Source organism: Magnetospirillum sp. XM-1, assembly GCF_001511835.1.
Lineage (GTDB): Bacteria > Pseudomonadota > Alphaproteobacteria > Rhodospirillales > Magnetospirillaceae > Phaeospirillum.
The window spans coordinates 1,464,314-1,479,900 of record NZ_LN997848.1 but is presented as its reverse complement, the minus strand read 5'-3'; the positions used below and the strand labels follow the sequence as shown (position 1 = coordinate 1,479,900).

The 15,587-nt window shown below is 65.2% G+C and carries 11 protein-coding genes; 10 read left to right on the top strand and 1 reads right to left on the bottom strand.

Annotation, left to right across the window (positions count from 1 at the left end):
- The 10 genes from murC (at position 1) to ligA (ending at position 13,180) form a co-directional block, all read left to right on the top strand.
- Complete coding sequence (gene murC, locus XM1_RS07030; protein WP_068431858.1) at positions 1 to 1,431, top strand: UDP-N-acetylmuramate--L-alanine ligase; 1,431 nt, start codon at positions 1 to 3, stop codon at positions 1,429 to 1,431.
- Complete coding sequence (gene murB, locus XM1_RS07025; RefSeq protein ID WP_068431855.1) at positions 1,428 to 2,345, top strand: UDP-N-acetylmuramate dehydrogenase; 918 nt, start codon at positions 1,428 to 1,430, stop codon at positions 2,343 to 2,345. Before murC ends, murB begins: the two co-directional genes overlap by 4 nt.
- Entirely contained in the window at positions 2,342 to 3,262 is a 921-nt protein-coding gene (locus XM1_RS07020) for a D-alanine--D-alanine ligase (protein WP_068431851.1), read from the top strand. Before murB ends, XM1_RS07020 begins: the two co-directional genes overlap by 4 nt.
- On the top strand, positions 3,253 to 4,212 hold the full coding sequence (locus tag XM1_RS07015) for a cell division protein FtsQ/DivIB (RefSeq protein WP_068431848.1): 960 nt from the start codon (positions 3,253 to 3,255) through the stop codon (positions 4,210 to 4,212). The genes XM1_RS07020 and XM1_RS07015 overlap by 10 nt, the downstream gene beginning before the upstream one ends.
- 2 nt (positions 4,213 to 4,214) lie before the next feature.
- Positions 4,215 to 5,459 carry a cell division protein FtsA gene (gene ftsA / locus XM1_RS07010; protein WP_068431845.1) on the top strand — a complete coding sequence of 415 codons (1,245 nt, stop codon included), beginning with the start codon at positions 4,215 to 4,217 and terminating at the stop codon, positions 5,457 to 5,459.
- Positions 5,460 to 5,526: 67 nt separating this feature from the next.
- Positions 5,527 to 7,143, top strand: coding sequence for a cell division protein FtsZ (gene ftsZ, locus XM1_RS07005; protein ID WP_068431842.1), 1,617 nt, complete (start codon positions 5,527 to 5,529; stop codon positions 7,141 to 7,143).
- 277 nt (positions 7,144 to 7,420) lie between these two features.
- A complete protein-coding gene (gene lpxC / locus XM1_RS07000) occupies positions 7,421 to 8,398 on the top strand; it encodes a UDP-3-O-acyl-N-acetylglucosamine deacetylase (protein ID WP_231920715.1) in 978 nt (325 codons plus the stop codon).
- Between the two features lie 113 nt (positions 8,399 to 8,511).
- Positions 8,512 to 9,432 (top strand): outer membrane protein assembly factor BamD, encoded by a 921-nt coding sequence (locus XM1_RS06995; protein WP_068431839.1) that lies wholly within the window; start codon positions 8,512 to 8,514, stop codon positions 9,430 to 9,432.
- Positions 9,433 to 11,094 carry a DNA repair protein RecN gene (gene recN / locus XM1_RS06990; protein WP_068431837.1) on the top strand — a complete coding sequence of 554 codons (1,662 nt, stop codon included), beginning with the start codon at positions 9,433 to 9,435 and terminating at the stop codon, positions 11,092 to 11,094.
- Between the two features lies 1 nt (position 11,095).
- Positions 11,096 to 13,180, top strand: coding sequence for an NAD-dependent DNA ligase LigA (gene ligA / locus XM1_RS06985; protein ID WP_068431835.1), 2,085 nt, complete (start codon positions 11,096 to 11,098; stop codon positions 13,178 to 13,180).
- Here ligA and XM1_RS23885 read toward each other — a convergent pair.
- Positions 13,170 to 15,551, bottom strand: coding sequence for a hypothetical protein (locus XM1_RS23885; RefSeq protein ID WP_156428661.1), 2,382 nt, complete (start codon positions 15,549 to 15,551; stop codon positions 13,170 to 13,172). The two genes, ligA and XM1_RS23885, sit on opposite strands and share 11 nt — an antisense overlap.
- Positions 15,552 to 15,587 lie beyond the last annotated feature (36 nt).

The following is a 15,587-nucleotide window of genomic DNA, read 5'->3' as shown; positions in this document are numbered from 1 at the left end:
ATGCGCACCATGTCGCTGAACATCGGCACCATCCACTTCGTCGGCATCGGCGGCATCGGCATGTCGGGCATCGCCGAGATCCTGCACAACCTGGGCTATTCGGTGCAGGGCACCGACATCGCCGACAACTACAACGTCGAGCGCCTGCGCAAGATGGGCATCCGCGTCCATATCGGCCACGCGGCCGAGGCCCTGGGCGACGCCCGCGTGGTGGTGGTGTCGTCGGCGGTCAAGGCCGACAACCCCGAGGTCCAGGCCGCCCGCGCCAAGCTGGTCCCCGTGGTGCGCCGCGCCGAGATGCTGGCCGAGCTGATGCGCCTCAAATCCGCCATCGCCATCGGCGGCACCCACGGCAAGACCACCACCACCTCGCTGATCGCCGCCTTGCTCGACGCCGCCCGGCTGGACCCCACGGTGATCAACGGCGGCATCATCAACGCCTACGGCACCAATGCCCGCCTCGGCGCCAGCGAGTGGATGGTGGTCGAGGCCGACGAGAGCGACGGCTCCTTCATCAAGCTGCCGTCCACCGCCGTGGTGGTGACCAACATCGATCCCGAGCACATGGACCATTACGGCACGGTGGACAGGCTGCACGAGGCCTTCCGCACCTTCGTCGAGAACATCCCGTTCTACGGCTTCGCCGCCATGTGCATCGACCACCCCGAGGTCCAGGCCCTGGTCGCCCGCGTGCCCGACCGCAAGCTGGTGACCTACGGCTTCAACCACCAGGCCCTGGTCCGCGTCGAGAAGCTGGCCATGGACATCACGGGGGCGCGCTACGACGTGGTCATCACCGACCGCGTCACCGGCGCCACCCGGACCATCGCCGACATCCACCTGCCCATGTACGGCGAGCACAACGTGCTGAACTCGCTGGCCGCCATCGCCGTGGCCAACGAGCTGGGCCTGGCCAACGACGTGGTCAAGAAGGCGCTCTCCGGCTTCAAGGGCGTCAAGCGCCGCTTCACCCGCACCGGCGAGGCCAAGGGCGTCACCGTCATCGACGATTACGGCCACCATCCGGTGGAAATCGCCGCCGTCTTGAAGGCGGCCCGCTCCGCCTGCCGGGGCAACGTCATCGCCGTGGTGCAGCCCCACCGCTATTCCCGCCTGTCCAGCCTGTTCGCCGAGTTCTGCACCTGCTTCAACGACGCCGACATGGTGATCGTCGCCGACGTCTACGCGGCGGGCGAGAAGCCCATGGAGGGCTTCGACAAGACCTCGCTGGTCAAGGGCCTGCAGGAGCACGGCCACCGCCGGGTGATGGCCCTGGCCGAACCCAAGGCCCTGGCGCCGCTGGTCAATTCCCTGGCCGGTCCCGGCGACATGGTGGTCTGCCTGGGCGCCGGCAACATCACCGCCTGGGCCCATGCCCTGCCGGGCGAACTGGCCGCCCTGCCCGACCCCAGCCCGGGAGGCGCCGAATGATGGCAGCCGCCCGGCACCATGACTGGCGCGACGCCCTGCCCCCGGTCCGGGGACGGATGAGCTTCGACGCGCCCATGGCGCCCTTCACCTGGTTCCGGGTGGGAGGCAATGCCGAGGCGTTGTTCCGCCCCGCCGACCTGGACGACCTGATTGCCGTGCTGGAGGTCCTGCACGCCGACATACCGGTCACCGTGGTCGGCGTCGGCTCGAACCTGCTGGTCAGGGACGGCGGCGTGCCGGGCATGGTGATCCGTCTGGTCGGCCCCTTCGCCACCATCGACGTGTCGGGCGACACCATCACCGCCGGAGCGGGCGCCCTGGACCTGACCGTGGCGCGCACCGCCGAGGAGGAAGGCCTGGCCGGGCTGGAATTCCTGTCCGGCGTTCCCGGCACCGTCGGCGGCGCGCTGCGCATGAACGCCGGGGCCTTCGGGGCTGAGATGAAGGACGTGACCATCTCGGCCCAGGCCCTGGACCGGAGCGGCAACCTGCAGATTCTCGGCCCCGACGAGTTGGGATTCACCTATCGCCGCTGTGCCGTGCCCGAGGGCTGGATCTTCCTGTCCGCCTCGCTGAAGGGCCGCCCCGGCAAGCCCGCCGAGATCGGCGCGCGCATGGCCGAGATCGCCAGGGCCCGCGAGGAGGCGCAGCCGGTCAAGGTGCGCACCGGCGGCTCCACCTTCGCCAATCCGGAAGGGCACAGCGCCTGGAAGCTGATCGACGCCGCCGGCTGCCGGGGCCTCGTCATGGGCGGCGCCCAGGTGTCGGAGAAGCACTGCAACTTCCTCCTGAACACCGGCGACGCCACCGCCGCCGACATCGAGGACCTGGGAGAAGAGGTCCGCCGCCGGGTGCGTGAAACCAGCGGAATCGACCTGCATTGGGAAATCCGCCGTATCGGAGTGAGGAAATGACCACCAAGCGCGTCACCGTCCTGATGGGGGGAGCCTCGGCCGAGCGCGACGTGTCCTTGCGTTCGGGCGCCGCCGCCGCCAAGGCGCTGGAGCAGGCCGGCTTCGAGGTCGCCCTGGTGGATTGCGACCGCAACCCGGCCGAACTGGTCCGCGCCATCACCGAGACCAAGCCCGACGTGGTGTTCAACGCGCTGCACGGCCGCTTCGGCGAGGACGGCTGCGTCCAGGGCGTGCTGAACCTGCTCGGCGTGCCCTACACCCATTCCGGCCTGCTGGCCTCGGCGGCAGCCATGGACAAGGCCTTCGCCCGCGCCCTGTTCCAGGCCGCCGGCATTCCCGTGGCCCAGGGCCGGGTGATCACCCGCGCCGAATGTAATGGCCCCGATCCCCTGCCCCGTCCCTTCGTGGTCAAGCCCCTGAACGAGGGCTCGTCGGTGGGCGTGTTCATCGTGCGCGAGAACCAGCCCTCGCCGCTGCCCGGCTGGCCGTTCGACGCCGACGAGGTACTGGTGGAAAGCTTCATCCCCGGACGCGAGCTGACCGCCGCCGTCATGGGCGACCGCGCGCTCGGCGTGCTCGAGATCACCTCGGACCACGGCTTCTACGATTACGAGGCCAAGTACGCGCCGGGCGGCTCGCGCCACATCATGCCCGCGCCCATCCCCGAGGCCGATTACGCCGAGGCCTGCCGCCTGGCGGTCGCCGCCCACAAGGCGCTGGGCTGCCGTGGCGTTTCGCGCGCCGATCTGCGTTACGACGATACCAATCCGGGCCAGCCGCCCCGGCTCGTCATGCTGGAGGTCAACACCCAGCCCGGCATGACCGGCACCTCGCTGGTCCCCGAGATGGCCGCATACCAGGGGATCAGCTTCCCCGATCTGGTGCGGTGGATGGTGGAGGAGGCGCGATGCGACTGAGCCCCGCCGACATCGTCATCACCGCCGACGACCGCCCCGGCGTCCACCGCTCGCCCCGCCAGATCTCGGCCAAGCGCGAAGCGGCGGCGACGGCGCCCGCGCGCCCCAAGGCCAAGCGCCGCCTGCCCCGGCTGCGCCTCGACTTGAGCCCCCTGCAGAAGGCGGCCGGGTACGGCCTGCTGGCCGTGGTCGTGGCGGTGGGGGGGCTGGCGCTCTGGCATTCGGGCAAGCCGCAGCGCCTGGTCCACGACGCCGGCACCGCCTTCCTGACCTCCACCGCCGAGGCCGGCTTCCAGGTGGCCGACATCACCGTCTCGGGCCGCCGCCGCACGCCCGCCGCCCAATTGGTCACCGCGCTGGGCGCCCGTTACGGCGACCCCATCCTAGGGCTCGACATCGCCGCCGCCCGGGCGCGGATCGAGGCGCTGCCCAGCGTGCGCGCCGCCGCCATCGAACGCCGCCTTCCCGGCGCCATCCACCTGTCCATCGTCGAGCGCCAGCCGGTGGCCCTGTGGCAGACCGACAACCGCTTCGTGCTGGTGGACCGCGACGGCCACAACATTCCCGGCGCCATCGAGGGCTTCGAGGATCTGCCCCTGATCGTCGGCGACGGCGCCCCGGCCCGCACCGACGAGCTGTTCGCCCTGCTGGCCAGCGAGCCCGAACTGGCCGCCCGGGTCAAGGCCGCCATCCGGGTGGGCAACCGCCGCTGGAACATCAAGCTGGACGACGTGGAGAAGGGCCTGGAGGCCCGCCTGCCCGAACTGGACACCGAGGCCGCCTGGCACCGCCTGGCCGAGTTGGAAAAGACCCGCTCGCTGTCGGGCAAGCAGATCACCATGATCGACCTGCGCGTCCCCGACCGTCTGGTGCTGAAAAGCACCCGCGACCCGGCGCCGGTCAACACCGCCTCGGTTGAATCCCTCTCACCCTTGCCGAGGGAGCGCTGATCATGGCGGCAAGGAACGGCCTCATCGCGGCGCTGGACGTGGGCACCACCAAGGTGTGCTGCTTCATCGCCAAGGTCCAGGACGACGGCAGCCCCCGCATGGTGGGCATCGGCCATCAGGTGGCGCGCGGCATGCGCAACGGCGCCGTGGTGGACATGGAGGAGCTGGAAACCTCGATCCGCGCCGCCGTCGAGGCCGCCGAGGAGATGGCCAACGATCAGGTGCGCGCCGTGGCCGTCAACATCTCGGGCGGCCACCCCGGCTCGGCCAACGTCAAGGTCGAGGTGGCCATGAACGGCCACGCCGTCAACGAGGCCGACATCCGCCGCATGCTCGAACACGGCCGCGCCCATCACGAAAGCGCCGACCGCGAGCTGATCCACGCCATTCCGGTGGACTACACCATCGACGGCAACGAAGGCATCAAGGACCCGCGCGGCATGTTCGGCGACCGCTTGGGCGTCGCCATCCACGTCATCTCGGCGGGCATCGGACCGGTGCGCAACCTGTCCACCGTGGTCAACCGCTGCCACCTCGACATCGAGGCCCGCGTGGTCAGCCCCTACGCCGCCGGCCTCGCCTGCCTGGTGGAGGACGAGAAGGAGCTGGGCGTCACCTGCATCGACATGGGCGGCGGCACCACCTCCATCGCCGTGTTCCTGGGCGGCCAGCTGGTCCACACCGACGTCATCGCGGTGGGCGGAGCCCACGTCACCAGCGACATCGCCCGCGGCCTGTCCACCCCGGTGGTGCATGCCGAGCGCTTAAAGACGCTCTACGGCTCGGTGATCCCGTCGGCGTCCGACGACCGCGAGATCCTGAAAGTGCCGCTGGTCGGCGAGGACGAGGACGGCGCCTCCAACCAGGTGCCCCGCTCCATGCTGATCCAGATCATCCAGCCCCGGCTGGAGGAGACCTTCGAGCTGGTGCGCTCGCATCTGGAGCAGGGCGGCTTCGACAAGCTGGCCGGGCGCCGCGTCGTGCTGACCGGCGGCGCCAGCCAGATGCAGGGCGCCCGCGACCTGGCCGGCATGGTGCTGGACAAGCAGGTGCGCCTGGGCAAGCCCATGGGACTGCACGGCCTGCCCGAGGCCACCGGCGGGCCTGCCTTCTCCACATGCGCCGGACTGATCCGCTATGCGCTCGCCCACGCCCCCGCGCCGTCGCGGGGCAAGAAGGCGGGAACACGCGGCGACGGCGCATCGGGCTGGGGCCGTCTCGGCTCGTGGCTCAAACGCAATTTCTGAGTGCAAGCGAGTTTTCAAGTTTAACGGGGCCGGCAACGAATCGGCCAACAGCGCGGAGGACCTGGATATGCTGACTTTTCTTCCCGGAGCTCATCAGGAGCTCAAGCCTCGCATCACCGTGGTCGGCGTCGGCGGGGCCGGCGGCAACGCCGTCAACAACATGATCCTGTCGCGGCTTGAAGGCGTCGAATTCATCGTCGCCAACACCGATTCCCAGTCGCTGGGTCAAAGCCGCACCGAACGCCGCATCCAGCTGGGCAATCAGGTCACTCAAGGCCTGGGCGCCGGTTCGCGTCCCGACATCGGTCGCGCCGCGGCCGAGGAAAGCCTGGAAGAGATCCTGGGCCAGATCGGCGGCGCCAACATGGTGTTCATCACCGCCGGCATGGGCGGCGGCACCGGTTCGGGCGCGGCCCCCGTCATCGCCCGCGCCGCGCGCGAGCAGGGCATCCTGACCGTGGGCGTGGTGACCAAGCCCTTCCACTTCGAGGGCGCGCACCGCATGCGCACCGCCGAGGGCGCCATCGAGGAGCTGCAGCAGTTCGTCGACACCCTGATCATCATCCCCAACCAGAACCTGTTCCGCGTCGCCACCGAGCGCACCACCTTCGCCGACGCCTTCAAGATGGCCGACGACGTGCTGTATTCGGGCGTGCGCGGCGTCACCGACCTGATGATCATGCCCGGCCTGATCAACCTGGACTTCGCCGACATCCGCACCGTGATGAGCGAGATGGGCAAGGCCATGATGGGCACCGGCGAGGCCGAAGGCGAAAAGCGCGCCATCGACGCCGCCGAGGCCGCCATCTCCAACCCGCTCTTGGACGACACCTCCATGAAGGGGGCGCGCGGCGTGCTGATCAACATCACCGGCGGCATGGACATGACCCTGTTCGAGGTGGACGAGGCCGCCAACCGCATCCGCGACGAGGTCGATCCCGACGCCAACATCATCTTCGGCTCGACCTTCGACGAGAAGCTGAACGGCAAGATGCGGGTCTCGGTGGTCGCCACCGGCATCGCGTCCGAAGCCGCGGCCCAGCCCAAGCCCACCGTCATCTCCCTGGTGACGCCCGCCGCCGCCCCGGCGCCGCAGCCCGCCGTTTCCCGTCCGGCCGCCGCCCAGGTCCAGGCTCCAGTCTTCCGGCCGCAGACCGTCTCGGCGCCCGCTCCGGCCGCCGCCCATGTCGCCGCCCAGGTCGCCCAGCCCCAGCCGGCGCTGCGCCCCGCCGCCCAGCTCCAGCCCGAGTTGGACATCGGCCGTCCCGACCCGGTGGTCCGGACCGAGCCGGTCGCCCGCACCGAAGCCCGGGTGGAGCCCGAGCTGCGTCTCGAGCCGGAAATGCGGGCCGAGCCCGAGATGGACGCCCGTCACGAGCCGGTTCTCGGCCGCCCGCAATCCGACATGCGCGTCCAGCCCGAGATGAAGGACCTGCACAAGGCGCTGTCCGAGATCTCCGAGACCGCCCCGGCCCCCGCCCTGGCCCCGCAGCCGCCCCAGGAGACGCGGCGCATGGGCGGCCTGCTGGACCGTCTGGTCAACCGCAACCGCGCCCCGGCCCAGCCCGCGCCGCAGCCCCAGCCGGCCCCCCAGCCGCGCATGGAAGCCCGCCGCGAGCCCACCGCCAGCCGGGCGGGCGAGGACCTGGACATCCCGGCCTTCCTGCGCCGCCAGGCCAACTGAGCACACTGATTGCGGAAAGGGGATAGCCCCCTTTCCGACCGCGCTGTAAGACTTGGGCCCCGCCGGTTCGCCGGACGGGGCCCCATTTTTTGATTTCATCGCAAGATCAATTGGTTAGGGAATGTTTCACAGCCTGGGACAAGTGTAACATTTGGCAATAATGATTGATTTGAGCCCTGGACGTCCGGCTGCTACACCTTTCACCATCAAGATGAAGGGTCGCCAAACGCCACACGACACAAGCGGCGCGGCGAGCCAGGAGACAGGGGTTTTGAACGTGAATCAGATCGTCAGCCATCTGCGTCCCGACACCAAGGCCTCCTCCGATTCCATTCGCCAACGCACCTTGAAGAGCGCCATCGGCTGCGCCGGCATCGGCCTGCATTCGGGCAACAAGGTGACCATGGTGCTGCACCCGGCCGAGGCCGGCACCGGCATCGCTTTTCGCCGCGTCGACATCGCCGGCGGCGGCGCCATCGTCCCGGCCCTGTGGTCGTCGGTGGGCGACACCCGCATGAACACCTGCCTGAAGAACGAGGACGGCGTGGTGGTCGGCACGGTCGAGCACCTGATGAGCGCGCTCGCCGGCATGCAGATCGACAATTGCCTGATCGAGATCAACGGTCCGGAAGTGCCGGTGATGGACGGTTCGGCCGCGCCCTTCCTGTTCCTGATCGAATGCGCCGGCGTGGTCGAGCAGGACGCTCCCCGCCAGGCCATCAAGATCCTCAAGCGCGTGGTGATCAAGGACGGCGAGCGTTCCGCCTCGCTGACCCCGTCGTCGGGCTTCTCGGTGCGCTTCGAGATCGATTTCGGCGCCTCGGCCATCTCGCGCCAGGAATTCTTCGTCAACCTGTCGCGCGGCACCTTCAAGGCGGAAGTCTCCCGCGCCCGGACCTTCGGCTTCGAGCAGGAAGTGGCCATGCTGCGCGCCCACGGCCTGGCCCGCGGCGGCTCGCTGGACAACGCGGTGGTGATCGACAGCACCGGCACCAAGGTGCTGAACGACGACGGCCTGCGCTACACCGACGAATTCGTGCGCCACAAGGTGCTGGACGCGGTGGGCGACCTCTATCTCGCCGGCGCCCCCCTGCTGGGCCATTACCACGGCGTGCGCGCCGGCCATGCGGTCACCAACCAGCTGCTGCGCGCCCTGTTCGCCGACCGCAGCGCCTGGGAGCTGACCACCATCGCCCCCGGCTCGGCCGCCGCGCCGTTCGCCGCCCAGCCGCTGAGCCTGGCCGCCAACGGCTGACGAGTTTACGACCCCCAACGGCCCTCTCCGCTGCAAAGGCGGAGAGGGTTTTTTTGCGGACGGAAGGTGCTATAGTGCGGCCCGATCCTGTCCCGTTCTCGCAAAGAGAGTCCATGCTCCACCGTCCAGCCCCCGCCCGTCTTCTGCCGGCCCTGGCCCTGTCGGCGGCCCTGGCCACCGGATTGGGCGCCTGCTCTGAGAAGAAGCCCGAATACGTCGAACGTCCGGTCGAGGAGCTCTACAACGAGGCCATGGACCTCGTGGACAAGAACGAATACTACAAGGCCGCCCAGCTGTTCGACGAGGTGGACCGCCAGCACCCCTACTCGGTGTGGGCGACCAAGGCCCAGCTGATGAGCGCCTATGCGCTGTACGAGCGCAACAAGTACGACGACGCCATCGTGGCCCTGGACCGCTTCATCCAGCTGCATCCGGGCAACAAGAGCATCGCCTACGGCTACTATCTCAAGGGCCTGTGCTATTACGAACAGATCACCGACGTCGCCCGCGACCAGAAGCTGACCGAACAGGCGCTGAAGATTCTGCAGGAAGTGGTGGACCGCTTCCCCTCGACGCCCTATGCCCGCGACGCCCGCCTGAAGATTGACCTTGCCCGCGACCATCTGGCCGGCAAGGAAATGACCATCGGCCGCTATTACCAGCACCTGGGGCATCATCTGGCGGCCCTCAACCGCTTCAAGATGGTCGCCGAGCAGTACCAGACCACCACCCACGTGCCCGAGGCGCTGTACCGCATGGTGGAACTGTACACCGCGCTGGGCCTGGATCAGGAAGCGGCCCGCGCCGCGGCCGTGCTGGGGCACAACTTCCCCGGCAGCGACTGGTACGAGGACGCCTACGCCATCGTCCAGTCGGGCGACCTGAACCCCGGGGCGGCGCGCGCCAAGAAGAAGTGGACCGACACTCTGACCTTCTGGTCCAGCGACAAGGACAAGCCCAAGGAAGCGCCGAAGAAGGCCGACGACCCCGCCAAGACCAGCGGCGGCTGGTTCAACTGGGCCAAGTTCTGGTAGATGCTGACCGCCCTTTCGATCCGCGACGTCGTCCTGATCGAGCGGCTTGATCTTTCCTTCGATTCCGGCCTGTCGGTCTTCACCGGCGAGACCGGCGCCGGCAAGTCGATCCTGCTGGATTCGCTGGGTCTGGCGCTGGGGGCGCGGGCCGAATCCGGGCTGGTCCGCCATGGCGCGTCCCAGGCCTCGGTCACCGCCGAATTCGATCCTCCCGCCGATCATCCCGCCCGCGCCCTGCTGGCCGGACAGGATGTGGAAGCCGGCGACGGGCCGCTGCTGCTGCGCCGGGTCCTGACCGCCGACGGCCGCTCGAAGGCCTATGTCAACGACCAGCCGGTCAGCGTCGGCCTGCTGCGTAAGGTGGGCGACGAACTGGTGGAAATCCACGGCCAGTTCGAAAGCCACGGCCTCTTGGATTCCTCCACCCATCTGGGCGTGCTGGATTCCTTCGCGGGCGAAGCGGCAAGCCGCGCCGCGCTGGCCCAATCCTGGACCCTGTGGCGCGATGCCGCCAAGGCCCGCGCCCAGGCCGAGGCCGACCTGGCCAGGGCCAAAGCGGAAGAGGACCACCTGCGCCAGGTCCACGAGGATCTCGCCACCTTAGGCCCTAAGCCGGGCGAGGAAGCCGAACTGGCCGCGTCACGGGCCGTGATGATGCATGGCGAGAAGCTGCTGGAGGCCATGAACGCCGCCCAGTCGGCGCTTTCCCACAAGGGCGAGGTGGAAGCCAGCTTGCGCGCCGCCGCCCGTGCCCTGGAGCGGGTCGCCGAGAAGGCCGAGGGCAAGCTGGACCCGGTGATCGCAGCACTCGACCGCGCCGCCCAGGAAGCGGCCGAGGCCACCAACCTGCTGGAACGCGCCTCGGCCGAAATCGACCTCGACCCCCGCCACCTGGAAAAGGTGGAGGAGCGCCTGTTCGCGCTGCGCGGAGCCGCCCGCAAGCATCAGGTCTCCGTCGACGAATTGCCCCTGCTGCTCGACCGCCTGGGCCGCCAGCTGGCCGCCCTGGAAGGCGGCGGCGACGGACTGGCCCGTCTGGCCCGCGAGGAGCAGGCGGCGCGCACCCGCTATCTGGAGCAGGCCCGGGCGCTCTCCAAGGCCCGCCTTGCCGCCGCCGCCCAGCTGGACAAGGCGGTGGCCGCCGAACTGCCGCCCCTGAAGCTGGACAAGGCCCGCTTCCAGACCCGCGTCACCCAGGTGGACGAGGCCCAGTGGGGGCCCATGGGCCTGGATCAGGTCGGCTTCGAGGTGGCGACCAATCCCGGCTCGGCCCCCGGCCCCTTGGGCAAGATCGCCTCGGGCGGCGAGCTGTCGCGCTTCATGCTGGCCCTGAAGGTGGTGCTGGCCCGCATCTCGTCCACGCCGACCATCGTCTTCGACGAGGTGGATTCCGGCATCGGCGGCGCCGTGGCGGCGGCCGTGGGCGAGCGCCTGGGCCGCCTGGCCGAGACCTTGCAAATTCTGGTGGTCACCCATTCTCCCCAGGTGGCGGCGCGCGGCGCCCACCACTACCGCGTGGCCAAGGCGGTCACCGGCGCCAAGACCACCACCGGCGTCGACCGCCTGTCGCCCGAGGCGCGGCGGGAAGAAGTCGCCCGCATGCTGTCGGGCGAAACCGTCACCGACCACGCCCGCGCCGCGGCCGACGCGTTGATGGGGTAAGATGATCCCCGTCCCCGCCCTCACCCCGTTCGAGGCCCGCATCGAGCATGCGGAGCTGGTCGAGAAGATCGCCCGCTGGGACGAGGCCTATCACGGCAAGGACGCGCCCGAGGTCACGGACGACGTCTATGACGGGGCCCGGCGGCGCCTGACCGAGATCGAGGAACGCTTCCCCGAACTGGCGGCCAAAAGCCCGCTTAAGGCCAAGGTCGGCGCCGCGCCGTCGGAAGGCTTCGGCACGCTGGTCCACTCGGTGCCCATGCTGAGCCTGGGCAATGCCTTCACGCCCGAGGACGTCGGCAAGTTCGACGCCCAGGTGCGCAATTTCCTTGGCCTGGGTGACGACGCCCCGCTCGCCTATGTGGCCGAACCCAAGATCGATGGCCTGTCCATCAACCTGCGCTACGAGAACGGCACGTTCGTCTCGGCGGCGACGCGGGGCGACGGGGCCGAGGGCGAAGACGTCACCCGCAACCTCGAGACCTTCCCCCAATCGCAATTGCCCCGCACCCTGGGCTCCGACGCGCCGGCGGTGATCGAGATCCGGGGCGAGGTGTTCATGACCAAGGCCGACTTCCTGGCCTTGAACCAGCGCCAGGAGGCGGCGGGGGAAAAGGTCTTCGCCAATCCCAGGAACGCCGCCGCCGGCTCGCTTCGCCAGTTGGACCCCAAGATCACCGCGTCCAGGCCGCTGTCGCTGTTCGCCTATGCCATGGGCGAGGCCTCCAGCCCGCCGGCGGCCAGCCACTGGCAATACCTGGAGCGCCTGAAGGCCTGGGGATTCTCTGTCAATCCGCTGACCCGCCGCTGCGACGGGGTGGCCGGATTGCTGGAGGCCTATCAGGACCTGGGCGACCGGCGCGCCGCGCTTCCCTACGACATCGACGGCATCGTCTACAAGGTGGACGATCTCGACCTGCAAAGGCGCCTGGGCTTCCGCGAGCGCACGCCCCGCTGGGCCATCGCCCATAAATTCCCCGCCGAGCAGGCCACCACCTTGCTGGAAGCCATCGACATCCAGGTGGGCCGCACCGGGGCGCTGACCCCGGTCGCCCGCCTGACGCCCGTCAATGTGGGCGGCGTGGTGGTCTCCAACGCCACGCTGCACAACGAGGACGAGATCGCCCGGAAGGACGTGCGCGTCGGCGACACGGTGATCGTGCAGCGCGCCGGCGACGTCATCCCGCAGATCGTCGGCGTGGTGGCCGACAAACCGCGCGGGCTTAGCCCCTTCGTCTATCCCGAAACCTGCCCGGTCTGCGGCTCCCACGCCGTGCGGCCCGAGGGCGAGGTGATCCGCCGCTGCACCGGCGGGCTGACCTGCCAGGCCCAGGCCAAGGAGCGCCTGAAGCACTTCGTGTCCAGGGGCGCCTTCGACATCGAGGGCCTGGGCGAGAAGAACATCGAATTCCTGTGGGAGAGGGGCTGGGTGCGCCAACCCGCCGACATCTTCCGCCTGGAGGCCCGCAACGGAGCCGAAACGCTGCAGAAGCTGGAGAATTTCGAGGGCTGGGGCAAACGCTCCACCGAAAAGCTGTTCGACTCCATCCGCACCCGCGCCCGCATGGGCCTGGAGCGCTTCATCTTCAGCTTAGGCATCCGCCAGATCGGCGAGGCCACGGCCAAGCGCCTGGCGCGGCATTACGGCAGCCTGGAATCCTGGCGCGCCGCCATGACCGAGGAGGCCAAGGACGAACTCATCAGCATCGAGGATATCGGCCCCTCGGTGGCCGGCGACCTGCTGGACTTCTTCAAGGAAGCGCACAACGTGGCGGCGGTGGACGATCTGGTCGCCGCCATGCGCGATCTCGGCGGCGACGTCGAGGACGCCAAGGTGATCGAAGCCTCCGCCTCGCCCGTGGCGGGCAAGGCGGTGGTGTTCACCGGCACCCTTCTCACCATGACCCGGCCCGAGGCCAAGGCCAGGGCCGAGGCCCTGGGCGCCAAGGTGGTGGGCAGCGTGTCCAAGAAGACCGATTACGTGGTGGTGGGCGCCGACGCCGGTTCCAAGGCCGCCGAGGCGGCCAAACTGGGCATCGCGACCCTGACCGAGGACGAGTGGCTGGCCCTGACGTCTAGCACGTAGAACTTAACGCCACAGAAGCCTCTTTTACCGCCGCCAACGCAAAAGGAATTACATCCCCACGCCCATCTTTTAATAACTTTGCCCCGATGGCACCTATATTGCCCTGGAGGGTCCGTCCCATCTCCAACGCAACCTCTTCGTACCCTTTGATCCTATTTTCCATCTTTTCCGAAGCTGCGATGTATGCGTAGAGAACAAAGCAATTCACAATACTGCGAACGATCCACTGGACAGCCCCACTACCACGATAAACACTATACAGCCTAGAAAGACGAGAAGAGACATCATTCCCATAAATCAATCTGTTTGAAAATTTTCTAGGCATGGCAACCTGATAACAGACAAGCTCAAGGTACCCCATTTGATACATTACCGAATTAGCCAAAAATTTTCCCTTCGGCTCTATCTCATACGTTAGCAAATCAGGCTCGATGCCATGAGCAGATAGCGACTCAGATAGCGCAAGTATAATTAATAATACCTTAAGCTCATTTTGAGCAATAATATATCCAAAATCAGCCGCAAGCCTTGAATGTATTTCATGAAACGAAAGCCCCGCACCAGGCGATGCATATCGATCTACTATCTGCAATACCCTTAATTTTGTTAGAACACCCACACTTGTCGAACCAGATGTCCTGAATGTATATTCAAAAATATTATCAAAAAATGGAGACGGATTCGTATCATATTTCAGCTTTGCCTCACCATTTTCCGCAACTCCACCGGCTATATAGTTCTTAAAATACAACCTCTCACCGGATGCCAGTATTTCTATTAATCTCCACGCCTTGTGCTCAAGGAAAGAATCAACCGCACCGCTTATTGCCAGCAATGTTATCTGAAGATCTTCAACACCTTTATTAAAAGAGCTCGCAAGAGGCATAACGTTACCATCAACAGAATGATCAATTATTCTATTGAGAACTATCCGCACAAAGGCCAGTAAGGCCCTCATATTATTGTTAAATATTCTTTCCGGCGGATCTATATTAACCCCAAGATGGTCACTAACTGCCGCTATGATTTTTCCATATATATCCATGAACTGTTCGGTGTATCGCGGCACCTCCTTCACAGCAGACCGGAATAAATCATCTCGCTTCTGCCCAGCATCAATCGGCAGAATATCGGACATCCTCAGGACGAATGACGAGGCAAGGCAACGCATCCTTTTTTTAACGATATTATTGTGATCGGCCGGAACAACCTCTATCTCTTGAATTGACGAATAACCCATAGGTGCGGCAGCAAATGCTGATAAATAATGCGGCACCGTCGCATGCCTCATTATTGACACATACCTAATATTAATATTGGAAAACGAAACAACAGAATCTGGAAGTGTCCTCATTGACTTTGCTATTCTGGCTATAGCTTCAATCTCCCTAAGCCTTCCATCGGGAGCATGAAGCATATCAGCTGGAGATATAATATCATATCCATCAAATACAACCATAAATCTATAACCAACAGATGATGCAGCCTTTATTACGATACCCCTCATGGCATCATCAGTACAATCAGAAACCAACGCCGTAAGATCTATAAACTTTCTATTTTCGATAGCCTCAAATCTTACATTATTTTTCTGATACACCCTCCATGCCTCGGCATATTGCCTTACCATAGATGACATTTTATTTATGGACTCAGCCGAGACCCTTACTGAAATTTGCCGCGCTGTTTTTTTCAGCAACTTGATGAACGCGTCAACCCGACCATCCTGATCAAAAGCCCCCCCGAGTCGGGCGTCCAACCACTCATCACAAACAAGGCGATGAATTACGTCACGCACGCAGCAAAGCTTTACATGCGCAACAATTGATGAATAGTATTCGCCGTCATGATTTGAGTAATCTATCGATCTACGACACTCGACGCGTGTAGGTATTACATCAATTTTATTAAACTCACTTCCATGGCAACGCAAAAGATACTTAAACAATGATGTCTTGCCACTACCGACGTCACCCCTAACAACATAATTATAATTACGAAGAAAACACTCCGATATCATCCCCCCAACCCATGCAGCAGCAGACTCGTGGCTATCAAAAGTAGGGCGGGACATTAACCTAACATCAGTAGCCACCTCTTGCGGAAACACATAATAATTTTGCCACACCTCAACCGGATGCGTAAAACGCAGTCGAGCTGTTGCTGTTTTAATTGCTGAATTCACGCAAGCAGCTAGCACATGCGGCCCGCTTGTCGTTGAATATGATGGTGGGTTTAAAAATGACTTGTGCCGCATTGTCGGCACATGCTCGTGCCTGATGACAACTGTTTCAGCCTTGTTGATTTCTACGGAATTAACCATAGCTGGTGAAAAATGCGATACCAGATCTCTCAAATCTGCCAGACTCATGGCTTAACATCCTAATAGGCTATGTAATTTAAATTA